At 66.5% G+C, this 22,905-nt stretch carries 21 protein-coding genes and 1 pseudogene; 6 read left to right on the forward strand and 16 right to left on the reverse strand.

Features of this window, described 5'->3' with window-relative positions; all coding sequences use genetic code 11:
* Both VL752_RS04005 and VL752_RS04010 read right to left on the reverse strand, forming a co-directional pair.
* A pseudogene (locus VL752_RS04005) lies at positions 1-451 on the reverse strand (hypothetical protein); the annotation flags it as partial.
* A 135-nt stretch (positions 452-586) separates the two neighbouring features.
* A complete protein-coding gene (locus VL752_RS04010; protein ID WP_325352454.1) occupies positions 587-1,489 on the reverse strand; it encodes an aldose 1-epimerase family protein in 903 nt (300 codons plus the stop codon).
* A gap of 433 nt (positions 1,490-1,922) precedes the next feature.
* Between VL752_RS04010 and VL752_RS04015 the strand changes: the two genes are divergently transcribed.
* The 4 genes from VL752_RS04015 to VL752_RS04030 all read left to right on the forward strand — a co-directional run bounded on the left by VL752_RS04015 (position 1,923) and on the right by VL752_RS04030 (position 6,334).
* Positions 1,923-3,263 (forward strand): glutamine synthetase family protein, encoded by a 1,341-nt coding sequence (locus VL752_RS04015; protein WP_325352455.1) that lies wholly within the window; start codon positions 1,923-1,925, stop codon positions 3,261-3,263.
* Between the two features lie 62 nt (positions 3,264-3,325).
* Positions 3,326-4,549, forward strand: coding sequence for an NAD(P)/FAD-dependent oxidoreductase (locus tag VL752_RS04020; RefSeq protein WP_325352456.1), 1,224 nt, complete (start codon positions 3,326-3,328; stop codon positions 4,547-4,549).
* Between the two features lie 106 nt (positions 4,550-4,655).
* On the forward strand, positions 4,656-4,865 hold the full coding sequence (locus tag VL752_RS04025; protein WP_325352457.1) for a DUF3311 domain-containing protein: 210 nt from the start codon (positions 4,656-4,658) through the stop codon (positions 4,863-4,865).
* Complete coding sequence (locus VL752_RS04030; RefSeq protein ID WP_325352458.1) at positions 4,862-6,334, forward strand: sodium:solute symporter family protein; 1,473 nt, start codon at positions 4,862-4,864, stop codon at positions 6,332-6,334. Before VL752_RS04025 ends, VL752_RS04030 begins: the two co-directional genes overlap by 4 nt.
* A gap of 6 nt (positions 6,335-6,340) precedes the next feature.
* On the opposite strand, the gene VL752_RS04035 is transcribed toward VL752_RS04030, so the two are convergent.
* From VL752_RS04035 to VL752_RS04050, 4 genes are all read right to left on the reverse strand, one after another.
* The gene (locus tag VL752_RS04035; RefSeq protein ID WP_325352459.1) at positions 6,341-7,030 is read right to left on the reverse strand and encodes a lipid-binding SYLF domain-containing protein; all 690 of its coding nucleotides are present in this window, start codon (positions 7,028-7,030) and stop codon (positions 6,341-6,343) included.
* Positions 7,031-7,119: 89 nt separating this feature from the next.
* Positions 7,120-7,752, reverse strand: a complete 633-nt coding sequence (locus VL752_RS04040) for a histidine phosphatase family protein (protein ID WP_325352460.1) — start codon at positions 7,750-7,752, stop codon at positions 7,120-7,122.
* Positions 7,753-7,774: 22 nt separating this feature from the next.
* Entirely contained in the window at positions 7,775-8,599 is an 825-nt protein-coding gene (locus tag VL752_RS04045) for an ABC transporter permease (RefSeq protein WP_325352461.1), read from the reverse strand.
* Positions 8,596-9,345 carry an ABC transporter ATP-binding protein gene (locus VL752_RS04050; protein WP_325352462.1) on the reverse strand — a complete coding sequence of 250 codons (750 nt, stop codon included), beginning with the start codon at positions 9,343-9,345 and terminating at the stop codon, positions 8,596-8,598. The genes VL752_RS04045 and VL752_RS04050 overlap by 4 nt, the downstream gene beginning before the upstream one ends.
* A 157-nt stretch (positions 9,346-9,502) precedes the next feature.
* Here VL752_RS04050 and VL752_RS04055 point away from each other — a divergent pair, with 157 nt between their 5' ends.
* Positions 9,503-10,240, forward strand: a complete 738-nt coding sequence (locus VL752_RS04055) for a metallophosphoesterase family protein (RefSeq protein WP_325352463.1) — start codon at positions 9,503-9,505, stop codon at positions 10,238-10,240.
* Here VL752_RS04055 and VL752_RS04060 read toward each other — a convergent pair.
* From VL752_RS04060 to hemB, 10 genes are all read right to left on the reverse strand, one after another.
* On the reverse strand, positions 10,203-11,126 hold the full coding sequence (locus tag VL752_RS04060) for an MBL fold metallo-hydrolase (protein WP_325352464.1): 924 nt from the start codon (positions 11,124-11,126) through the stop codon (positions 10,203-10,205). The genes VL752_RS04055 and VL752_RS04060 overlap by 38 nt on opposite strands.
* Positions 11,120-11,878, reverse strand: coding sequence for a class I SAM-dependent methyltransferase (locus VL752_RS04065; protein WP_325352465.1), 759 nt, complete (start codon positions 11,876-11,878; stop codon positions 11,120-11,122). Before VL752_RS04065 ends, VL752_RS04060 begins: the two co-directional genes overlap by 7 nt.
* Positions 11,879-11,897: 19 nt before the next feature.
* Positions 11,898-12,842, reverse strand: a complete 945-nt coding sequence (locus tag VL752_RS04070) for a nucleoside hydrolase (protein WP_325352466.1) — start codon at positions 12,840-12,842, stop codon at positions 11,898-11,900.
* A 32-nt stretch (positions 12,843-12,874) separates the two neighbouring features.
* Positions 12,875-13,762 (reverse strand): ABC transporter permease, encoded by an 888-nt coding sequence (locus tag VL752_RS04075; RefSeq protein WP_325352467.1) that lies wholly within the window; start codon positions 13,760-13,762, stop codon positions 12,875-12,877.
* Positions 13,759-14,802, reverse strand: coding sequence for an ABC transporter permease (locus tag VL752_RS04080; RefSeq protein WP_325352468.1), 1,044 nt, complete (start codon positions 14,800-14,802; stop codon positions 13,759-13,761). The genes VL752_RS04075 and VL752_RS04080 overlap by 4 nt, the downstream gene beginning before the upstream one ends.
* Positions 14,802-16,388 carry an ATP-binding cassette domain-containing protein gene (locus VL752_RS04085; RefSeq protein WP_325352469.1) on the reverse strand — a complete coding sequence of 529 codons (1,587 nt, stop codon included), beginning with the start codon at positions 16,386-16,388 and terminating at the stop codon, positions 14,802-14,804. The genes VL752_RS04080 and VL752_RS04085 overlap by 1 nt, the downstream gene beginning before the upstream one ends.
* A gap of 5 nt (positions 16,389-16,393) precedes the next feature.
* A complete protein-coding gene (locus VL752_RS04090; RefSeq protein WP_325352470.1) occupies positions 16,394-17,473 on the reverse strand; it encodes a BMP family ABC transporter substrate-binding protein in 1,080 nt (359 codons plus the stop codon).
* A gap of 107 nt (positions 17,474-17,580) precedes the next feature.
* Positions 17,581-19,419, reverse strand: a complete 1,839-nt coding sequence (locus VL752_RS04095) for a putative bifunctional diguanylate cyclase/phosphodiesterase (protein WP_325352471.1) — start codon at positions 19,417-19,419, stop codon at positions 17,581-17,583.
* Positions 19,420-19,618: 199 nt separating this feature from the next.
* The gene (radC, locus tag VL752_RS04100; RefSeq protein ID WP_325352472.1) at positions 19,619-20,371 is read right to left on the reverse strand and encodes a RadC family protein; all 753 of its coding nucleotides are present in this window, start codon (positions 20,369-20,371) and stop codon (positions 19,619-19,621) included.
* 53 nt (positions 20,372-20,424) lie between these two features.
* Positions 20,425-21,420, reverse strand: coding sequence for a porphobilinogen synthase (gene hemB / locus VL752_RS04105; protein ID WP_325352473.1), 996 nt, complete (start codon positions 21,418-21,420; stop codon positions 20,425-20,427).
* 177 nt (positions 21,421-21,597) lie between these two features.
* Between hemB and glyA the strand changes: the two genes are divergently transcribed.
* Entirely contained in the window at positions 21,598-22,902 is a 1,305-nt protein-coding gene (glyA, locus tag VL752_RS04110; RefSeq protein WP_325352474.1) for a serine hydroxymethyltransferase, read from the forward strand.
* Positions 22,903-22,905: the final 3 nt, after the last annotated feature.

Raw genomic sequence — 22,905 nt, forward strand, 5'->3', positions numbered from 1 at the left:
CCAGCAGCCATTCGCCGGAAAGCCGGCCGCCGCAGCTTTGCAGGAAATCGCCGCCCCCGGCGTTGATCGCATCCGCATAGGGTTGGGCGGCCGCGTGTTTCCACAGTTTCACATAGGCATGCGGGGCGTCCGGGTGGCGCACGGAGAGAGGTGCGCCGTCAGCTGCCGCGGGCAGCGGGGAACTTGCCGTAAAGTCGATCCCGATACCCGCGACGTTCCGCCCGGCGCCGATTGCGCGCAGGATCGCTTCGGTCGCCTCCAGATAGTCCGGCGCGTTCTGCAGGGCGTAGTGCGGTGGCAGCGGCGTGCCATCGGGCAGGCGCCCGGTCATGACACCATGGCGGTAAGGATGGGTGTGGTGTGCTTCCTGCCGGCCGGTGGCGACGTCGATTACCACGCCGCGGGCGGATTCGGTCCCGAAATCAAGGCCAATGATACTGCGTGATGCCATGCCGCCCGTGTCTGCGCTTCGTCCCATGCGGCCGCGTTCAGGGGCGGCGCTCGCTTGGCCGGGACGGTAGCGAGACGGTTCGGGAGGCGCAAGGGGTTATGACCAAGATTGGTCATAACCCCTTGCGGTCTTAAATCAGGTGCCGCATTCAGCCGGCAGGAGGGAGACGCTCCATTGCATCTCCCGCTCCGTTCCGGGCGGCAGGATCATAATGCCCGGCTTTTCCAAAAGGTCGCCGGTGAAACCCTCGGGGCTCGCATAGCCGTGCCAGGGCTCGATGCAGAGGAAATCGCCCGATCCGCCCGGCTTGGTCCAGACGCCGAGTTGCTCAAAACCTTCCCAGGCCACCTCCAGCACCGGGGTGCCGCGGCCCGAGAAGCGGACGGAACGGCTTTCGAGGCTGGTGAAGACCAGCGCATCGGCGTCGAAGAGTTCGGTGCGGAGCGGCAGCACCCGGTCCTCTACCGGGGAGGGATGGACCGCTGCCGTCAGCAGCCCATTGGCCACGCCATGGATCGGCGCCTGCTCGGCCCTCGCGAAACGGAGTTCATGCTCCTCCTTCGGCACGTCCGGCAGGATCGGCCAGGCGAAAGCCGGGTGAGCGCCGAGCGCGGCCGGCATCGGATCATCGCCCTTGTTGGTGAGCGTGTAGCGAAGCGTGAGCGTGGTGCCGGCAAGTTCGTAGCTGAGCACAAGGCGGAAGCGATAGGGGTAGAGCGCGCGGCTCTCCGCATCATCCTCCAGCACCAGGGCGCAGGCGGCCTCGGAGCGTGAGAGCCAGGTGAAGGGCAGATCGCGGGCGAAGCCGTGCTGGGTCAGCCGGTAGGTTTGGCCGGCATGGGTGTAGCGGTCTTCCGCTAGCCTGCCGACGATTGGAAAAAGCACGGGGGAATGGCGCGGCCAGGCAGGCCCCGCTTGCCAAAGATAGTCCCGGCCATCCGCGCCGCGCAGGGAGGAAAGCTCCGCCCCCTTGGCCTGGATCGTGGCGGAAAGTCGGCCGCTGGAAAGCGAATGGCGGTCTTCGGTGGTGCCGGTCATGGCCTGCTCCTGTCGTTCGGTTTGCCAAGATAGGGGGGGCGGGCCGCCGCTGGAAGCGGCCAGGGTCTGATCGGTTCGCCTGAGCCGTGAATCCCCCGTTAAAAAGGGTCTGATCGGTTCGCCTGAGCCGTGAATCCCCCCGTTAAAAAGGGTCTGGTCGGTTCGACTGAGCTCTGAATCGAGCCCTTTTCAAAAGCCAGGAGCGTGATCCCGCTTGACGAGCCCGGGGGGCGTTATGCGAGATTTGCGGGGAACAGGAGTTTTCCCTTGTCTCGCCTCGACAGACATTCGCTGTCTCCCGCTGCTTTGGCACTGCTCTGCCGCCCGCTGTCTGGCCCTCCTTAGGGTCTCTGTCTCCAAAGTAACGACATCGCGCGGCGCGGCCCACCGGCTTGCGCCGCAGACAGGGACAATGCCTACAGAGGAGATCGTCATGACGGATCTGCGCGAGTGGTTCGCGGAACATCATGTAACGGAAGTGGAATGTCTTGTGCCGGATCTCACCGGCATTCCGCGCGGCAAGATCACGCCCGCGCAGAAATTTCTCGACGGCGGCGCGCTGCGCCTGCCGGAAGCGATCTTCATCCAGTCGGTCACCGGCGAATACCCGCCAGACGAGGATGACAAGCTGACCGATCCCGCCATTATCGACATCACGCTGCGGGCCGATGCGAGCACGGTGCGGCTGGTGCCCTGGGCGCGGGAACCCACGGCGCAGATCATTCATGATTGCCACTACAAGAATGGCGATCCGGTGCCGATGGCGCCGCGCCAGGTGTTGCAGCGCGTGCTGAAGCTCTACCAGGACAAGGGCTGGGAGCCGATCCTGGCGCCGGAACTGGAATTCTATCTCGTCGGGCGCAATACCGATCCCGACTATCCGCTCACCCCGCCGGTCGGCCGCTCGGGACGCAAGGAGACCGGCCGGCAATCCTATTCCGTGGATGCGGTCAATGAATTCGATCCGCTCTTCGAAGAGATGTACGATTTCTGCGAGACGCAGGAACTGGATCTCGACACGCTGATCCACGAGGAAGGCGCCGGGCAGGTGGAGATCAACTTCCTGCATGGCGAACCGCTGACCCGCGCCGACCAGGTCTTCCTTTTCAAGCGCACGGTGCGGGAAGTGGCGCTGCGGCACGATATCTACGCGACCTTCATGGCCAAGCCGATGAGCCATGAACCGGGCAGCGCGATGCATGTGCATCAGAGCATTGTCGATCCCGAAACGAAGAAGAATCTCTTCGCAGGGGAGGACGGCAAGGCCAGCAAACTGTTCCGTAACTATCTCGGCGGCTTGCAGAAATACACGCCCGCCGTCATGCCCATCCTGGCGCCGAACGTGAATTCCTATCGCCGGCTCTCACGGTTCTCCAACGCGCCGATCAACCTCGAATGGGGATACGACAACCGCACGTGCGGCCTGCGCGTGCCCTTCGGCGCGCCCGCCGCCATGCGCGTGGAAAATCGCGTGCCGGGCGCGGACGCCAATCCCTATCTTGCCTTCGCGGCGACCCTTGCCTGCGGGTATCTCGGCATGGTCGAGGAGTTGGAGCCGACAACACCCTTCGAAGGCTCGGCCTATTCCATGCCCTATGCCTTGCCACGGGAACTCAGCCACGCGCTCGACATCATGGACACCTGCGACCCGCTGCGCGAGATCCTCGGCTCCAAGATGATCGACGTGCTGGTGGCGGTGAAGAAGCTCGAATACGAGACCTATCTGCACGTCATCAGCTCCTGGGAACGCGAGCATCTTCTGCTCAACGTATGAGGTTCGATCCGGCGGACCGGGGGGAGAAGCCGGCCCCCAGCTATTACGAGGCGACACGAAATGTGGCCCTTGTGACCCCGCGGCTCGACGGCGATCTCGCCGTCGATGTCGCCATCATCGGCGGCGGCATCACCGGCTGCTCGGCAGCCCTCGAACTCGCCGGCCGTGGTCTCTCCGTGGCGCTTCTGGAAGCGCGGGATATCGGCTGGGGCGCCTCGGGCCGTAACGGCGGCCAGGTCCTGCCGGGCCTCGCCGTGGGCCAAGCCAAGCTCAGCCGCCTCGTCGGTGCGGATGATGCCCGCCGGCTGTGGGACATGTCGGTCGAGGCCGTCTCCCTGGTCGAGCAACGGGTGCAGGCCCATGCCATCCCCTGCGACTACCACAAGGGCTATCTTCATGCGGCGGTGAAACCGCGGCATGAGCGCGAGCTGGAGGAGGAGGTCGAAGCCCTGGCAGCCCTCGGGGTCTCTGGCGCGCGTGTGCTGCGCGGGCCGGAGATGCGGGATCGCATCGCGACCGATCGCTACCGCGCGGTAATGACCGATCCGCTGGCGGCCCACCTCCATCCGCTCAACTACACGCTGGGGCTCGGCCTCGCCGCCCAGGCGGCGGGCGCACGGCTCTTCTCGCGAACGCCGGTCACGGCGATCGAGGAGGGGCAAGTGATCCGGCTGCGCACGCCGCGCGGCACGGTTTCCGCCGGGTCCCTGCTGCTCTCGGGCGGCGCCTATCTCGGCCGGCTTTGGCCGCAGATGGCGGGATACGTCATGCCGGTCGGCACCTATGTCATCGCGACCGAGCCGCGACCGGATATCGCGTCCCTCCTGCCGATGAACGAGGCGGTGGCCGATCTCAATTTTGTGCTCGACTATTTCCGCCGCTCGGCCGACGGGCGGCTGCTCTTCGGCGGTGGCGTCTCCTATTCCGCGATGCCGCCGCCGCGTCTTGCCGGGAAAATGCTGGCACGTATGCGAAAGGTCTTTCCGCAGCTGGGCGATGCCCGCGCGGAGTTCACCTGGGGCGGCCTCGTGGATATCACCCGCCACCGCGCGCCGCATTTTGGCCGGCTCGCGCCCAATATCCTGATGGCGCAGGGTTTTTCGGGGCACGGCGTGGCGCTCGCGGGGCTCGCCGGCCGCGTCATGGCGGAAGCCGCCACCGGCCAGGCGGGCCGCTTCGATGTCTTCGCCCGCATCCCGCAGGCGCGCTTCCCGGGCGGGCGGGCTCTGCGCGTGCCGGCGTTGCTGCTCGCCACATCGTATTATCGGATGCGCGATCTCCTGTAACTTCCTCTCACGCCGCCGGGGGCCGCGGCATCGCACAAAAAGCTTGCGCCGAGGCCCCCGCAGACTTCAAGCTTTCCGATGTCTGATCAAAGCGAAGGCTGCGGCGATGAAATATATCGGCTGGCTTGCCATTGTTCCCCTCATCGGCATGTTCCTCGGACCGATCTGCCATAATGCGTCCACGCCCTTCATCCTCGGCATGCCCTTCATCCTGGGCTGGATCGTGGTGTGGATCGTCATCACCTCGGCGGTCATGGCGGTCATCTACCGGCTCGACCCGGCGCGGGGACAGGCGGACGAGGAGGGGCCGCGATGAACATCGCCCTCATCCTCATCGCGCTCGGCGCCATTCTCGCGCTTGTCCTGGGCCTTGCCGCACGGCGCGGCCATGCCATGAAGCTCGAGGAATGGACGGTCGGCAATCGCGGCTTCGGCACCGCCTTCGTCTTCCTGCTGCTGGCGGGCGAGATCTACACGACCTTCACCTTTCTCGGCGCCTCGGGATACGCCTACGGGCTCGGCGCGCCCTCCTATTACATCATCGTCTACGGCACGATCGGCTACGTCATCTCCTATTTCATGCTGCCGCCGATCTGGCGCTATGCACGAGCGCGGCACCTCGTCTCCCAGCCGGATTTCTTCGCTGCGAAATTCCAAAGCCCAGGTCTCGGTCTGCTCGTCGCGGTGGTCGGCATCGTCGCACTCATTCCCTATCTCGTGCTGCAGTTCACGGGGCTCGGCGTCATCGTCGAGGTCGCAAGCTACGGCGGCATTCCGAAGAGCGTGGCGATCATCATCGGCGCCATCGTGGTCACCCTCTATGTCGTCGTCTCCGGCATTCGCGGCTCGGCCTGGACCTCGGTGGTGAAGGATTTCCTCATCATCATCGTGGCGGTCTTCCTCGGCCTCTATCTGCCGTTGCACTACCATGGCGGCATTTCGGCGATGTTCACCGAAATTGACAAGGCAAAGCCTGGATTTCTCTCCTTCGCCGCCACGGGCAAAAGCCTCGCCTGGTTCATTTCGACGGTGGTGCTGACCGCGCTCGGCTTCTTCATGTGGCCGCATTCTTTCGCCGCGTGCTTCAGCGCCCGCAACACGGATATATTCCGCCGCAATGCCGTCCTGCTGCCGCTCTATCAGCTCGTTCTGCTCTTCATCTTTTTCGTGGGTTTTGCGGCGGTCCTTGTCGTGCCCGGGCTGCACGGCGTGGCCACCAACATGGCGCTGTTGAAGATCTCGGTCGCGGCCTTTCCTGGCTGGTTCGTCGGCATCATCGGGGCGACCGGCGTGCTGACCGCGCTTGTTCCCGGGTCGCTGATCATGATGACGGCGGCAACCCTCTGCGCCCGCAACCTGCTCGCCGTCGTGCGGCCCGGGCAGGGGGATGAGCAGACGGCGCTGATCGCCAAATGCCTGGTGCCGGTCATCGGCATCGTCGCGGTCTATTTCGCGATTGCCGGCAGTTCCACGATCGTCGCCCTGCTGCTCATGGGCTATGCCTTCGTGACGCAGCTCTTTCCGGCCCTGATCGCGAGCCTGCTGCCACGCAATCCGGTGACGCGGGAGGGGGCGACCGCCGGCATCCTCGCGGGTGTCGCGGCGGTCATCTATTTCACCCTGAGCGACACGACGCTCGCGAAGCTGCTGCCAGACGCCCCGGAATTCATCCGGGATCTCAACATCGGCACGGTGGCCCTGCTCGTGAACATCGTCGCCATGGCCGTCGTCAGCGCTGCCACCTTCGGCAGGCGGACGGCGCTGACTGGCGAGGCGGCGGAGTGACCGGCCTTAGCCGCCGTAGCGGCTGAGGCTGGAGCGCAGCGGGTCGGCGCCCGGATTGTTCACCATCATCTGCACCGCGATCTGCTGCGCGTTGTAGGGTTGGCCGTAATAGGCCTGGTTCGACGCGGTATCGGGCGACAACACCGAGCCTTCGAGCGAGACGCCGGCATAGAGGCCGCTGGTCCGGGCATAGGTCACGATGTCAGCGCGCATATGGGTGGTGGTGGCCCCCCCCACGCCGGCGCCGACGGTCGCCACCGCGATCGAGGCGTCGCCGCCGATCTTGAAGTGGTTGCGCAGCACTGCGCCCAGCGCCCGGTCGTTCATGATCATGATCAGCACTTCGGCGCTCTGCACGCCGATCTGCGCGCCGAAACTGCCGCTGCCCATGGAATAGAAGGCGGGATCGGACCACGAGCCGCCGGCCGCGCGCGCCAGCAGCACGCAGCTGCCGCCGGACCCGCCGAAGACAAAGCCGGCCTTGAACATCTGTGGGCAGAGGATCACAGCGCGGGCGCTACGCAGCGTATCGACGACGCTGGAGGACTGCGTGCTGTTGAGGACGTCCTGCAAGGCGAGGGTCGAGCGGTCGACAATTTCCTGCTGCGCCTGTGGCCCGGTTCCGGTGGCGCAGGCGCTCATCAAGGGCGCGAGCGCCAGAAGGCAGGCCCCGATGACGGTCTTTCTAAAGCGCATGGTGGCCTCTCCTCTGTTCGTCTCTGTCGTCCGCAGCCGGGCACCCGACCAAGGCCGCCTAGCCGCGTTGCGTGTCAAAAGCGTGACCTTCAGAAGGCCGGAACGCCGTTCATCGTCTCGTTGGCGGAGACGACGCGCCAAGCATCGCCCCGCCGTTCGATTCGCGTGAGGGAAATATTGCCGACCGTGAGACGAAGCGCCGATTCACCCTTAATGCCGAGGGCGTGGGCCATGGCAGCGCGGATGGTGCCGCCGTGGCAGACGATGACGAGATCCTCGTCTGCATGGGCCTGCGCCAGACGCTCGATGGTGTGGCCTACGCGGCCGATCACATCTTCGAAACTCTCCCCCTCATGCGGGCGCTCCAGCGGGGAGGTCGGCCAGAAATCGTGTTTGGGCAGGGTGAGCCGCGTGTGAAGCACGGCATTCTCCGTGCCCTGAAGATGGCCGAAAGACTGTTCGATCATCCCGGCTTCGACGCCGAGAGTCTGGGCCGGATAGCCGCCGGCGAAGATCGCCTCGGCCGTCAATCGGGTGCGACTCAGCGGAGTCACGAACCAGTGGGCGGGCTGGGGCAGGCGCTTGCCGAGGGCCGCATAGGCTGCTTCCTGGGCTGTCATGGTCTCGGCGCAGACCGGCACGTCCTGGTCGCCATAGAGGATTTTACGCGCCTCGGGGTCGACGAGGGCGTGGCGGATGAGCCAGAAGCGGGTCGTGGTCATGAGCGGGTCGGTCTCCGGACGATCATTCGCCGATTGCCACGAGGGCGCCGCGGCGGCGGGCGGACTGGAACTGCCACGCGAAGATGAGGCTGGCGGCGGCAAGCCAGACGATATTGAGGCCAAAGCTCGCCGCCATCGCGCCGAGCGCCAAATGCCCCTCCAGCAACACGGCGCGCATGCCCTCAAAAACATGGGTCGCCGGAATGGCGCGCGAGATCGGTTGCAGCCAGGCGGGCAGGGTGCTGACCGGGTAATAGACCGCGGCGAGCGGCGTCAGCCCGAAGAGCAGCGACCAGGCGAGGGCTTCCGCCCCCGCGCCGTAGCGCAGGATCAGCGCCACGATGCCGAGCGCCACCGCCCAGCCCATGATCATCAGATTGGCGAAAAACAGCACCAGAACGGGGCCGAGCGCGAAGAGGTTGAAGGCATAGAGCGCCCAGGCGACGAGGATCGCCGGCAGCACACCCGCCAGCGTGCGGGTGAACGCGACGCCGACCAGGCCCGCGATCAGTTCCCAAGGGCGCAGCGGGCTGATGAAGATATGCCCGAGGTTGCGGGACCACAGCTCCTCCATGAAGCTGATGGCGACCCCCATCTGGCTGCGGATGCAGATTTCCCACAGCAGCACGCCGGCGAGCAGCGTGCTCGCGGCCAGGATCAAAGCGTGATGCCCGCCGCCGGCGGCCGTGCCGAAAGCCCGGCCGGAAATGAAGCTTGCCGTGAAACCCCAGATGCACATCTGCAGGATCGGCCAATAGGCAAGTTCGACCAGCCTCGGCCAGGAGCGGCGATAGAGGCAGAGATGGCGGTACATCAGCCCCCAGATGCGGCGGAGCGAGCCCGTCATGAGTTGGCCTCCGTCGCGGCACGTCCCCGGCCGCGGGCGATGTCGAGAAAGACATCCTCCATCGAATCCCGCTGGTAGCGGCCGAGCAGCGCATCGGGGCTGCCCGCATCCACGATGCGGCCGCGGCGCATCATGAGAACGTGGTCGCACAGCCGCTCAACCTCGGCCATGTTGTGGGAGGCGATGAGCATGGAGCAGCCCGATTGCGCGCGGTAGCGCTCGAGCCAGCTGCGCACGAGGTCGCCGGTATCGGGGTCGAGGCTCGCCGTCGGCTCGTCCAGCAGCAACACCTCGGGCCGGTTGATGAGGGATTTGGCGAGCGCCACGCGCGTCTTCTGTCCGGCGGAAAGCTCGCCCGCCGGCCGGTCGAGGAATTGATGGAGGTCGAGCTCGTCGGAAAGCTCGCCGATTCGCCGCTCGGCTTGGCGAACGCCGTAGAGATGGCCATAGACGCGCAAATTCTCCCGCACGGTGATCCGGCTGGGCAGCGCGATATAGGGCGATGAGAAGTTCATCCGGGCCAGCGCGGCGAACCGGTCCCGCGCCATGTCATGGCCCAGGATCTCGATTTTTCCCGAAGTCGGCAGTAGCAGGCCGAGGAGCATGGAGATTGTGGTGGTCTTGCCGGCGCCATTGCCGCCCAGAAGCCCCACGGTCTGGCCCGCCCCGATCGTGAAGCCGATATTGTCGACCGCAAGCGTTGTGGCGTAACGCTTGGACAGGGCCTGCACCCGCACCATGTTCATGGGGTTTCCTGTGCCGGTCTGTCGCGCTTCTGTCGAGCCCCCTCGGGTGAAAGGCGGCTCTGCTGCGTTGAACGCGGCCTGTCCTGTTTCAGATGGTCTGGCCGGACCTTGGCCAATGAGATGATGTTTTGAACTGAAAGACTGCCTGCCTGATCCGATGAAGCTGACCTTCCAGCCTGCACCCGGCCGCCTTCCTCCCGATCTCCGCATCTACGCCATCGGCGACGTCCATGGCTGCGATGAGGCGCATGCGGCGATCCTGGACCGGATCGCCGATGATTATGACGCCCGTCCGGTGGAGGAGGCGGTGGTCGTGCATATGGGGGACCTGATCGACCGTGGGCCGAACAGCGCGGCCGTGCTCGCGCGCATCGCGCAGGGCCCGCCGATCCCGGGAGAGGTGGTCAACCTCCGCGGCAATCATGAGGATCTCTGCCTCACGGCGATCGACGGCGGCGGCGAAACGGCCTCGCTCTGGCGCCGCAACGGGGGCGAGGCCTGCCTGGCCGACTGGGGGGTGCCGAAGCGCTCCCCCGTGCAACAATGGGAGCAGCTGATCCCGCCGGAGCAGCTGGCCATCATTCGCCACCAGCGCATCTTCTATCGCCGCGGCGGCTATTTCTTCGCCCATGCCGGGCTGCGCCCCGGCGTGCCGATGATGGAGCAGGACCCGCACGATCTCGTCTGGATACGGGAGCCCTTTCTTTCCTGGACCCATCCGCACGAGGCGGTGGTGGTTCACGGCCATACCCCGAAAGTCAAGCCGGTGATCCGCATCAACAGGATCGGCATCGATACTGGGGCGGTCTATGGCGGCAAGCTCACAGCCCTCGTGCTGGAGGAGGACCGCATGGCTTTCATCCAGGTGCCGGGGCCGAAGAAGCAGCGCAAGTAGCAGCTTCCAGCACTGCCGCCAGGTTGCGACGGTGCACGGCCTCATAAGGCGCGAAGGGACGGATGGCACCCCGCGCCACATCCTCGGCGATCCAGTCCACGAGCGGCAGCGCGGCGAGCGCCGGGTCCGTCCGGGCGGCGAGAAGTCCCGAGACATAGCGGTGCGTCGCCTCCAGAAATCCCCGGTGATACCCGCCGGCGGCGATCACCGCCTCTGCCCCATGGTCCGGCAGGATGCGGGTGAAGGACAGGCCGGCCAGCCGGTCGATTTCGGCCAGATGGGCGGCAAGACGGGTGGGTTCGGCGACATAGGTGATCGGGTCTTCCAGCGTATCGCCGGCGAAGAGCAGCCCAGCATCAGACAGAACCATCACCGTGCCGTCCTCGCTGTGGATGTCCATCCGGTGGAGTGCCACCCGTCTGCCGCCGATGGCCAGGTCCAGCCGGTCATCGAACAGCCGGTTCGGCATGATCAGCGGGCGGATCGGCGGCTCCGCCGCTTCGATCGTCGCCCGGTTCTGCGCCAGGAGTTCGGCCGTGCGCCGGTTTGCGATGATCTCGCAATCGGAGAAGATCTCGTTACCGGCCACATGATCGTCATGCCAGTGGCTGAGCACGACGCGGATATGGCGCACGCCCCGCGCCTCCAGCGTGGCCCGGATGATGCGCGCATGGTCGAGCGAGATGTGGGTGTCATAGACCAGCGCCTCGTCACCATCGAGGATGGCATAGGTGCAGATGCCGAGTTCGTACGCGCCGTCATCGAGCCAGTTCGGCGCGTCTGACCACAGGCGCTTCCCGGGCAGGCGGCCGTCATAGAAGCCGAGGACGCCGGGTGCGGGTTCCAGGATCCGCATGGTCGCGGCAAGGTCGCGGGTCATCACCATGGCTCCATCCTGTCGCGGGCTTCCAGCATCAGCACGTCGTGATTGCCGGCCCAGGCGCGCTCGTTGTAGCCCAGGATGCGCACGCCCTCGACGCGGCTCGCCATGGCGAGAACGGCGGAGGCCTGGCACAGCGAGACGCCGTAATCCGGCGTATCGGGATAGGGCGCATAGCCCCAGCCGGTGGCGTCGCAGCCGGCCAGGATCCGCTGCCATTCGCCGTCTCCGATCATCGCGCCGTAGCTGCGCTGCACCTCGCGGCTCCAGTTGCCGTGCAGGGTTGCAATCAGCACGCCGCGCGGGGCCAGGCTGCGGCAGAGATGGCGGGTCCAGACGGCAGCACGGCTCGCATCGACATGGGTGAAAAGCGAGCCGATCCAGATGAGATCGTATTGTCCGCCGAAATCGACCCTGGTCAGATCGGCTTGGGAATGAAGCGCCTGGCCGCCGAATTCCGCTGCGCAGAAATCGGCGCCGTCGGTTTCGATATCCGCGAAGGTGATCTCGGCGCGGGGAAAGGCCGCGCGCAGGTGCCTTGCCACGCGGCCGTGGCCGCAGGGCAGATCGAGGATGCGTTTGGGCTCGGCCATCGCGCTGGTGGCGAGCGCCCGGAAGACGACGCGCATGCCGTCCGCGCCCACCGTGAAATACCAGTCGGGACCGGTATTGTACATGTGGTCGCGTGGCGACAGGGTTTGGCTGATCTCGGCCTTCGCATAGGCCTCCTCGATCGCGGCCACGCGGGCGTAACGCATGTGCTTTCTCCCGGAGGCGTCAGGTCAGGCGCGCCAGCCGCTGGGTCAGCAGGTCGTAGAAACCCTGCGCGTCGACCTCGCGCATGAACAGCGCATTCGGCTTGCGGTCCGTCACCCCCCAGTAGTCGGCCACCGTCATGCCGAGGGTGAGCGGGCTCGCCGTTTCGATCTCGACATTGATGTGCCGCCCCTGGAACAGCTCGGGCCTCAGGAGATAGGCGGTGACACAGGGGTCGTGCAGCGGCGCGCCGTCGGAGCCGTACTTTTCGAGGTCGAACTTTTCCGAAAAGCCGAGCATGGCGGCGGCGGCCTGGGCCGCTTTCGTCGGCACCGCGCGGATCGCATCGAGCCGCGCCGGTGTCGTCAGCACGCGATGCGTCACGTCGAGCGGCATCATGACGATGGGAATGCCACTGGCCAGGACGATCGCCGCCGCGCTGGGGTCGACGTAGACGTTGAACTCGGCAGTCGGCGTAATGTTGCCGACCTCGAAATAGGCGCCCCCCATCAGCACGATCTCGCGGATGCGCGGCCCGATGTCGGGTGCCTTGACCAGGGCCATGGCGATGTTCGTCATCGGCCCGAGGACACAGAGGGTGATCGCGCCCGGCTTTTCGGCGCGGAGTTGGTCGATCAGGAAATCGACGCCGTGCTGGGGCTGCAGCGGCATCTGCGGTTCAGGGAGGTCGGGTCCGTTGAGGCCCGTCGCGCCATGCACATGCTCGGCCGTCACCAGCGGGCGCGCGGCCATGGGCCCGGCGCAGCCGGCATAGACCGGGATATCCGGCCGGCCGGCGAGTTCGCAGATTTTGCGCGCGTTCTTGGCGGTGAGGCTGACCGGCACATTGCCGCCGACGGTGACGATCGCCTCCACCGTGATCTCCTCGGGCGAAGCGAGGGCGAGGAGGATCGCGATCGCGTCGTCCTGTCCGGGGTCGGTGTCGAAGATCACGCGTCTGGTCATGAAGGCACCTCGGGTCTCGGAGAAGGGGGGGGTCAGCCGTCCCGCATTTCGGTCGCGCTGAGCAGCGCGCCGCCACGGAAGCGGGCACTGATCCATATGCCGAGGACCGTGGCAAGGTAGGGCAGCATGAGAACGAAATCCCGCGGCGCATGTTCACCGAAGACGAGCTGCGCCTTGATGCCGAGGAACTCGACGAGGGCGAAAAAGAGGGCCGCGAAGGTCGCCCCTATCGGATGGCCGGCACCGAAGATGACCGCGGAAAAGGCCATGAAGCCGCGACCCGCGGTCATGCCCACACTGAAAATCTCCAAGCCCCCGAGGGAGAGTTCGGCGCCACCTAAGCCCGCCAACACGCCGCCCAGCAGCAGGGCGATGAGGCGCATGCGTGCGGGGTCCGCACCCACGCTGCGCGCCGCGAAGGGATGTTCGCCGCAGGCGGCAAGCCGCAGGCCGAAGCGCGTGCGCCGGCACAGCACCCAGAGGCCGAAGACCACGCAGGGCATGGCGATCACCAGCGCGTCCAGCACGCCGAAGGGGCCGAAGGCTGGCCCCAGGTTCGGGATGCCGGCCGGAGCGGTCACCGCGCCCTCGCTGCCGTAGATTGCCTGCACCGCGAAATCCGTGCCGCCGAGACCGAGGCCGGTCAGGCCCAGTCCCGCGATGATCGGGTTGGCGCGCAGCTTCTCGATCACCAGCCAGAGCAAAGCCGAGAGCAGGACGGAGAAGAGGATCGCACCACCAAGGCCGAGAAGGACGGACCCCGTCTGTTCGGTCAGCACGACGGCGGCGCAGGCGCCGGTGATCATCAGCCCTTCGAGGCCGAGATTCCACACCCCGGCGCGCTGGGCGAGGACGCCCGCCATCGCGACATAGATCATCGGCGTGCCGGTACGCAGGACGGAAACGAAGAGGTCGATCACCGCCGCTCGCTCCTTGACCGGGGCAGGCGGACCAGCCGCCAGGGCGCGACACGGGAGGTGATGAAGAGCGCGATCGCGGCATTGACCATGTCGATCGCGGCCGATGGCAGGCCGGCGATCACCGGCAGATAGAGGCTGGCGGAAGCGAGGCCACCGAAGAAAAGAGCCACGATGACACCGCCCGAGACCGAGAGATTCGCGACCAGCGCGATCAAGACGGCGGTGAAGCCGTGCGCGGGGGAGAAGCCGGAGACCAGCCGCCCATCCGGCCCCAACACCTCCATGGCACCGGCAAGCCCCGCGGTGGCACCACTGAACACGAAGGCGCCGAGACCGAGGCGGGACAGTCTGGCACCCTGCCAGGTCACCATCACCGGATTGCGGCCGGCGAGCCCCCCCAGCACGCCGAAGGCGGTGCGATTGACAAGCACCCAGGTCACGAGCCCGACCGCGACGGTGAGGCCGATGATCCAGCCCGACACGCCGGTATCGGTGCTGATGCGGATCGCGGCCGGGACCGGCGTGCTCGAGGTCACCTGGCCGCTGCCCGACGGGTCCTTCAGTGGTCCGCTGGTCACCCAGATCAGGAACAGGCCTGCGATGAAATTGCCCATCAGCGTGGTGATCACCTCATCCGTGCCGGAGCGGATGCGAAGCCAGCCGGGCCATAAGGCCCAGAGGCCGCCGAAGGCGAGAGCGGTGAGCAAGGCGACGAGGGTGACGAGCAGCGCCGGCCAACCCGGCAGCAGGGCGACAGCGACAGTCGCCCCGATCGCCCCCATGTAGAACTGCCCCTGCGCGCCGACGTTGAAATAGCCACAGCGGAAGGCGACGATGACGCCGGCAGCCGAAACGAAGAGCGGGCAGGCCCAGCGCAGGTCATGGGCGAGGGCACCGTCCGAGAGGAAGGCGCCGTCAAGGATTGCCGCGAACATGTCGGGCGCCGAGAAGCCGGCGAGTTCGAAGATCGCGCCGCACAAGACGAGTGCCAGCGCCACGAAGGCGACGGCGCGGCCGATGGCGAGAAGTCGGCCACCCATCAGTGCGATCCCACCATGGCGGCACCCACAGGCCCGAGGTCGTAGGGCGGCCGGAACTCGCCCGCCACGCGGCCGCCCTGCAGCACGATCAGCCGGTCGGCGATGTCGAACAGCTCGTCGAGATCGGAGGAGATGAGGATGAGGCCGAGCCCGCGGTCGCGCGCCTGCCGCATCGCGTGCCAGACGAAGGCGGTGGCGCCGAGGTCGAGCCCGCGGGTCGGCTGGGCGAGGATGATCAGCCGGGCATCCGCGTCGATCTCGCGCGAGAGAATGACCTTCTGCGCATTGCCGCCGGAGAGCGAGCCCGCTGGATGGTCGACCGCGCCGAAGCGCACGTCCCAGGCCTCGAAGGCCGCGCGTGCCTGTCGCCGCAGCATCTTGGGCTTGATCAGGCGCAGAGCGGAGTGGCTGAGCAACTGCCGCGCCGCGAAATTCTCCCAGAGCGGGCTCGACAGGCTCAGCCCCTCGGTATTGCGCTCGAAGGGAATGATGCGCAGGCCCCGGCGGCGGCGCTCGGCCAGGGAAAGATCAGTCATTGCGGCACCGTCCAGCGTGATCGCACCGGCGGTGAGCGGCACCAATCCGGCCAGCGCCTCCACCAACGGCCGTTGTCCGTTGCCTTCCACACCGGCGATGCCGATGATTTCGCCGGCCGCGACCCGGAGATCGACCATCTCCAATCGCTGACCGTCCGCGGCGGGCCGGGTGGAGACACCGGAGAGCGTCGTAATCATCTGCGCTCCGGCTCGGTGATGGACCGTGCCGTGCGGCACGGTGGCTCCCACAAGCGCGCTGAGATCCTCGACCTCCTCGGCCGCTGCGGTGCGGCCTGCGGATGGCGGCACCGGGTTGCTGCCGATGATCGCCTGGGCCAGGCGCGCGGGCGTCATGTCCCGCGCCTCTGCCGGGCCTTCCACCAGTCGCCCGCCGCGCAGCACGGAGACGGTATCGGCGACGGCGAGGACCTCGCGGATCTTGTGGAGGATGACGAGGATGGTGACGCCACTATCCCTGAGCCGCCGCAGGCGCGCGAAAAGTGCTTGCGCGGCGGCCGGCGCCAGCACGGCGGTCGGCTCGTCCAGGATCAGGACGCGCGCCTCGCCCGCCAGCGCGCGGGCGATCTCCACCGCCTGCTGGGTCTCGACCGGCAGGTCCCGGATGCGGGCGGAGGGCTTCGCTTCCACGCCGAGGGTTTCGAGATGGCCGCGCCAGCGTTCTTCCAGGCGGCGGCGCGTATAGAGCGCGCCGTGCTGGCCCTGAAGGCCGAATTCCATCGCCTCGGCGATGGTGAAGGAGGGCGGCAGCGCGAAGCTTTGATGGACGAGTTCCACGCCGGCGGCGCGTGCGGCGTTCACCTGGCCGACGCGCAACTGGTGTCCTTCGATGCGGATCGTGCCGGAGGAGGGCGCGAGCAGCCCCGCGCAGGCGCGCGCAAAGGTCGTCTTGCCGGCGCCGTTCTGGCCGCAGACCGCATGGATGCGCTGGGGTGCGAAGGCGAGGCCGACATCGGCCAGCGCCGTGAAGTCGCCGAAGCGGACGGTCAGCCCTTCGCAGGCGAGCGCCGCTTCGGCCGGGGAGGCGGACATGCGTCTTAGAGCTGGGTGTTGAAGGGCACTTTCAGCTTGCCGGCGATGATCGCCGCCTTGGCATCGTTGACCGAGGGCCAGGCTGCCTTGGCGGCCGTCACATAGGCCGGCGGCCCGTTCTGCATGAAGAGATCGGAGGGCACGAAGTCGATGATGCCGTCAGCGAGGGTGCTGACGTAGTGCCCGGCTTCGAATTTGCCGGAAACAGCGGCCGAGACCTGGTCACTCAGGCTCTGGCCGAAGTTTACCAGCACGGACGAGGCGACGGTCTTGGGGCCGAGCTTGAACTGGGTCCGGAAGACGGCGCTGACGATGCGGTTAGCCCCTTCGCCCGCGGCGCGGATGACGCCGGCATCGGTTGCCGCACCGTCGGTCTGGATGAAGTCGATGCCCGAGCCGAAGAGCTGGCTCGCGATCTCGCGGCCCTTGGTCGGATCCTGGAACGAGCCGGCGAAGGCGCCCTTCACGGTTACGGTGGAGGCGACGGTGGCGGCGCCCGCCTTCATGGCGTTGAGGTCAGCGTTCAGCCCAGGCAGGCTCATGCCGCCGATATAGCCGAGCTTGTGGCTTTGGGTGATCTTCGCGCCAAACAGCCCGGCCAGGAACATGCCGTAATGGGCCTGGTATTCGACCGTGCGGACATTGGGGATGACCGGCTTGAAAGGGTCCGCATAGAGCTGAATGAATTTCGTGTTCGGATAGCTTGGCGCCACGGCTTTGATCGGGTCTGCCATCTCGTTGAAAGTCGTGACGATGATGGCGGCGCCGGCGCCCGCGAGCGTCGAGAGGATGGATTGATAGGTCGAAGGATCGGCCGCGTAGATGGTGCGGACGGGGAAACGGTCTTTTTTTCCGAGCGCCTTCAGATGAGCGATCATATCGTCGATCGGCCCGTTGTCGCCGGCGGCCTGGGTATGGACGAGGGCGACGAGCTTGCTGGCCGCAAAAGCAGGACGAGTGAGGAGCGGAAAGCCGGCGGCCGCGGCACCGAGCAGCAGGGCGCCCCCCGCCGTCCTGCCGAGGAACTGGCGGCGGGTCTGTTCGCTCAACGAAAAGGGAAGCGCCGCTTCGTCACGCTCGGTCATTGGATGCTCCTCGATTTGCGGGCAAAGCCTACGAGGCCGCATGGCTGACCGTCAATCAGCACGGGTCAGGTCCGGCAGTGCGGGTCCGGCAGCAGGGCCTGGCCTGTTCAGGCCGAATGGCGCTGCAGCCAGCTGAAACGCCGCGCGCCCTGGGGATCGGGGCCGACATTCAGGCCCGTCTCGATCTGGGCGGCCGAGAGCGGCCGCGCGAAGAAGAAGCCCTGGACGAAATCGCAGCCGCAGTCGGCGACGACGGACAGTTCCTCTGCCGTTTCCACGCCTTCGGCAACCACGGGCAGGTTCAGCACATGGGCTAGTTGCACGATGGTCGCGAAGAGGCTGATACCCTCCTCGCTCGCCATCGCCTGGCCGAGGAAGCTCCGGTCCAGCTTGAGCGAGGTGAGCGGCAGGCGCGGCAATTGGGCGAGGGAGGAGTAGCCGGTGCCGAAATCGTCCATCGCAATCTTGAAACCCGCCTCGCGCGCGGCCTGCAACGTTGCCAGCGCATGCGCATCGGTGAAGATGCCCTCCGTCACCTCGATGCAGAAGCCGGAACGTTCAAGCCCGTAGCGGTCGATCAGCGCTCCGAGATCCGCCGGCACATCCGCGCGCGACAGTTCCTGGGGCGAGACGTTGAGGTTGACGACAGGGAGGGGGCTGATTCCATGGTCCCGCCAGGCGGCGACCTGGGAGACGGCTATTTCGCGGATTTTGGCGCCGAGGCCAAGGCCCATGCCCGCCGCCTCCGCGATGCCGACGAAGCGTCCCGGCGGTACCAGCCCGATCTGGGGGTGTTGCCAGCGCGCCAGCGCCTCGATCGCGATCAGGCTGTTGTCGCGCAGGCTGATGATTGGCTGATAGACGAGGAAGAGTTCGCTGTCGCTGCGGAAGGCGCGGTGCAGATCCTGTTCCAGTCCGGCGCGCTCGATTTGTACCCGGTGCAGCGGCGGGGCGAAGAGCACGGCTTGGTTTCCGCCTTGCCCCTTGGCGAAATAGAGCGCCTCGTCCGCCGCGTCCCGCAGATCGGTGAGGCCCTCGGTCTCGCCGTGGGCGAGGCCGACGCTTGCGGTGACATGGAAGTTGCGCCCCTCGCTGATCGGAAAGGGTTTCGCGATCGTGGCGAGGATCTGTTCCGCCATGCGGACGGCTTCTGCCGCGCCGATGTCGCGGCAGAAGATTGCGAATTCGTCGCCGCCGGTGCGCACGAGGTCCTCGGTCTTGGCGAGCGACTGCAGGCGGCGGGCGACCTCCTGCAGCACGCTGTCCGCATCGGCATGGCCGAGCGTGTGGTTGGCGGAGCGAAAGCGGTCGAGATCGATCATGATGATCGCCGCCCGTTGGGGCTGCCGCCGCAGGATTTCCAGCAACTCGTCCATGGTGTTGCGGTTGAAGAGCCCGGTGAGCCGGTCGGTGCCGCGCTTCCAGGAAAGGGCTGTGGACGGCGACTGGTCGGAAGCGGCGCGGGCGAGCAGGATGGCGGTTCCGGTCCAGGCAAGGGCGAGCAAAGTCTCGGATACGAGCACCGCGCTGCCCCTGTGGCCAAGAACCCGCCCAAAGGTCCAGCCGATCAGGGGAATGGCGATGGCAGAGACAACAAGCAATTGCTGAGCGAGACGCACAGCCGGGTCGAGCGGCTGGGGAACGGGCCGGCCTTGCGGCGTGCGTCCGTTGGCAAGCAGGACAGCGAGGGTCAGGCACGCGCCCCCGCCAAGAACCAATAGCACCAAGCCGGTGAGGACCAGCGGCCCGGTCGTGGGCAGACGCACGGCCCGCGGCCAGTAGAGACCGAGGCTGTTCGACCCGGAAAGGCTTGGAACGGCGGCGCAAAGCAGCGGCGCCAGAAGAATGGCCGCGACTCCGGCAGTTCCGACCTCGAAGCGGGCGGCGGTCGGTGCCCTATGTACATGGTCTGCCGCGCGCGCGCGCCGAGACCGACAAATGAACAAGGTTTCCACCGTAACGAACAAATAGAGAAAATCTGGAGAGACCTGCCTTATGGCGCTCGCCCGATCGACGGATCGCTGCACCACCACGCCGACTATCAGCGGAGATGCCGAAATCCGTCGCGCCCCATTTGGGGTCTTTTGTTCCGCATGGCAGGCAAATTGTACATGTTTCCGTGAACAGACTTGAACCGTCGGGACGTCAGATCAGCCCTTCCTTGGCCAGGCTGAACCAGCGGCCGTTGCCGATGATCACGTGATCGTGGAGGAGAACGGACAGTGCTTCGCCGGCGGCGCGCACGGCGCGCGTCATGTCGATATCCTGGCGCGAGGGGGTCGGGTCGCCGCTCGGATGATTGTGGACAAGGATCATGGCGGTCGCGTTCAGTTCCAGCGCGCGGCGCACTACCTCGCGCGGATAGACCGGGGTGAGGTTGACGGTGCCCCGGGTTTGCGCCTCATCGGCGATCAGGCGATTGCGCGTATCGAGATAAAGCACGCGGAAATGCTCTATCTGCTCGCGCGCGAGCACGGCGGTCAGATAGTCGATCACGCGCGGCCAATTGGCGAGGATGGGCTGATCCATTACCTCGGCCCGTGTCAGACGCAGCGCCGCCGCCTGAATGGTTTTCAGTGCGGCCATGCCGGCTTCGCCCAGTCCTTCGATCTCGCGGAGTTCCTGCGGGGACGCCGAGATCGCACCCGCGAGACTGCGGAAACGGCCGAGGAGCGCCCGGGAGATGGGTTTGGTGTCGCGCCGTGGCAGCGCGAGGAACAGCACCATCTCGAGCACTTCATGATCGTCAAGGGCTTCGGGCCCCGCGCGCAAAAGGCGGTCCCGCATGCGGGACCGGTGGCCTTCGGCGCCGGGCACAGCGGGGGCAGTTCCGGGCTCGCTCGGCGTCAGGCCTTCGAACAGGAGCGGGGCTTCGGCCGGGGCGGTCGGCTTGCGCATTCGCCTAGTCTGGCACGGCCCGCGGGCCGCGCAAACAAGTTTCGATATCGATACTAAATGTTGTGCAGCAGCCGGGCCGCGGCGGGCGCGAAATAGGTCAGTACGCCGCGGCATCCGGCGCGTTTGAAGGCCATCAGGCTCTCCATCATCGCGCGCTCCTCCTCCAGCCAGCCGTTTCGGGCGGCGGCCATGATCATCGCGTATTCGCCCGAGACCTGATAGGCGAAGGTCGGCACCTCGAAGCGGTCCGCCACGCGGCGGATGATGTCGAGATAAGGCATGCCCGGCTTGACCATGATCATGTCCGCACCCTCGGCGATGTCCATGGCGACTTCCCGCAAGGCTTCGTCGGAATTGGCAGGGTCCATCTGATAGGTCTTCTTGTCGCCTTTCAGCGTGCCGGAGGAGCCCAGCGCATCGCGGAAGGGGCCGTAGAAAGCGCTCGCATATTTGGCGGCATAGCTCATGATGCGGGTGTGGATGAAGCCGGCCTGGTCCAGCGTCTCGCGGATCGCGGCGACCCGCCCGTCCATCATGTCAGAGGGGGCGATGATGTCGATGCCCGCTTCCGCCTGCACGCGCGCCTGCCGGGTGAGCACGGCGAGGCTTTCGTCATTCGCAACATAGCCGTCGCGGATCACCCCGTCATGGCCGTGGTCGGTATAGGGGTCGAGGGCGACATCGCCGACCAGCCCGATTTCAGGGAATTCCTTCTTCAGAATGCGCGCGGCGGAGCAGATAAGATTCTGCGGGTTGGTGGCCTCCGTGCCCTCGGCGTCCTTTTTGTTCGAGGGCGTCACCGGGAAAAGGGCGATCGCTGGAATGCCAAGCTTGGCCGCGGGCGCGACATGGGCCGCGAGCCCCGCAAGGGTCACGCGCTGCACGCCCGGCATGGAGCCGACGTCGGTCGGGCCGCCTTGGCCGTCGCGCAAAAAGATCGGCCAGATCAGGTCGTCGACCGAGAGCTTATTCTCGGCCACCAGCCGGCGGGTCCAGGCATCGTGCCGATTGCGGCGCAGACGGGTTTGAGGGAAACGACTGTCGGTCATGAGCAAGAACCTCCGCGGATCACGGCGTCTTCATAGGCGTCCCGCTCCCATCATGACAGGCAACCCAGCTTTGGGAAGGCGGCGGTTCACCCTGGCGTCACGCCCATGTTACAAGGCGCATCCGGCTGATTCGTCGTCACCTCGGCCGGCACTGTCCGAACCAGGAACCTTGAGCCTATGAACGAGCAGATGCCCGCCGCCAGCCTTGCCCGGTTTTTCTCCGCGCCCGTCGAGGAGACCGACCCCGAACTCGCCGCCGCGATCCGCAAGGAGCTCGGTCGCCAGCAGGACGGTATCGAGCTGATTGCGAGCGAGAACATCGTCTCGCGCGCCGTGCTTGAAGCCCAGGGCAGCGTGCTCACCAATAAATATGCCGAGGGCTATCCGGGTCGCCGCTATTACGGCGGCTGCTACGCCGTCGATATCGCCGAGGAACTCGCGATTTCCCGCGCCAAGCAGCTCTTCGGCTGCGACTTCGCGAACGTCCAGCCGCATTCCGGCGCCCAGGCCAATGGCGGCGTCATGCTCGCTTTACTCCAGCCGGGAGACACCTTCCTCGGCATGAGCCTGGCCGCCGGCGGCCATCTCAGCCATGGCGCGGCACCCAACATGTCCGGCAAGTGGTTCAACGCCGTGCAATATGGCGTGCGTCGCGAAGACGGATTGCTCGACTATGAGGAGCTGGAGGAGAAGGCGCGCGCCAACAAGCCGAAGCTCATCATTGCCGGCGGCTCCGCCTATCCCCGTTTCATCGACTTCGCCCGCATCCGTAAGGTGGCCGATGAAGTCGGGGCCATCTTCATGGTCGATATGGCGCATTTCGCCGGCCTGGTGGCGGCGGGCGTGCATCCCAGCCCCTTTCCGCATGCCCATATCGCGACCACCACGACGCACAAGACCTTGCGCGGGCCGCGCGGCGGCATGATTCTGACCAACGACGCCGATCTCGCGAAGAAGATCAATTCGGCGATGTTCCCGGGCCTGCAGGGCGGACCGCTGATGCATGTCATCGCCGCCAAGGCTGTCGCCTTCGGCGAGGCGCTGCGGCCCGAATTCCGCGTCTATGCCCAGGCGGTGGCCGACAACGCGAAGGTGCTGGCGGAAACCCTGGTCGCCCGTGGCTTTGACATCGTCACCGGCGGCACCGACACGCATCTGCTGCTGGTTGACCTGCGGCCGAAGCGCGTCACCGGCAAAGTCGCGGAAGCGAGCCTCGAACGTGCCCATATGACGGCGAACAAGAACGCTATTCCCTTCGACCCCGAGAAGCCGGCCATCACCTCCGGCGTGCGCCTCGGCACCCCGGCCGGCACGACGCGCGGCTTCGGCACCGAGGAGTTCCGGCAGATCGGCGAGATGATCGACGAAGTGCTGACCGGCCTTGCCGGCTCTAACGAGGAGAGCGGCAACGCGCTCGTGGAACAGGAAGTCGGCCGTCGCGTCCAGGCGCTCTGTGCCCGCTTCCCGATCTACCCGAACTGAAGG

It is taken from the genome of Acidisoma sp. (assembly GCF_035492295.1).
Taxonomy (GTDB): Bacteria; Pseudomonadota; Alphaproteobacteria; order Acetobacterales; family Acetobacteraceae; genus Acidisoma.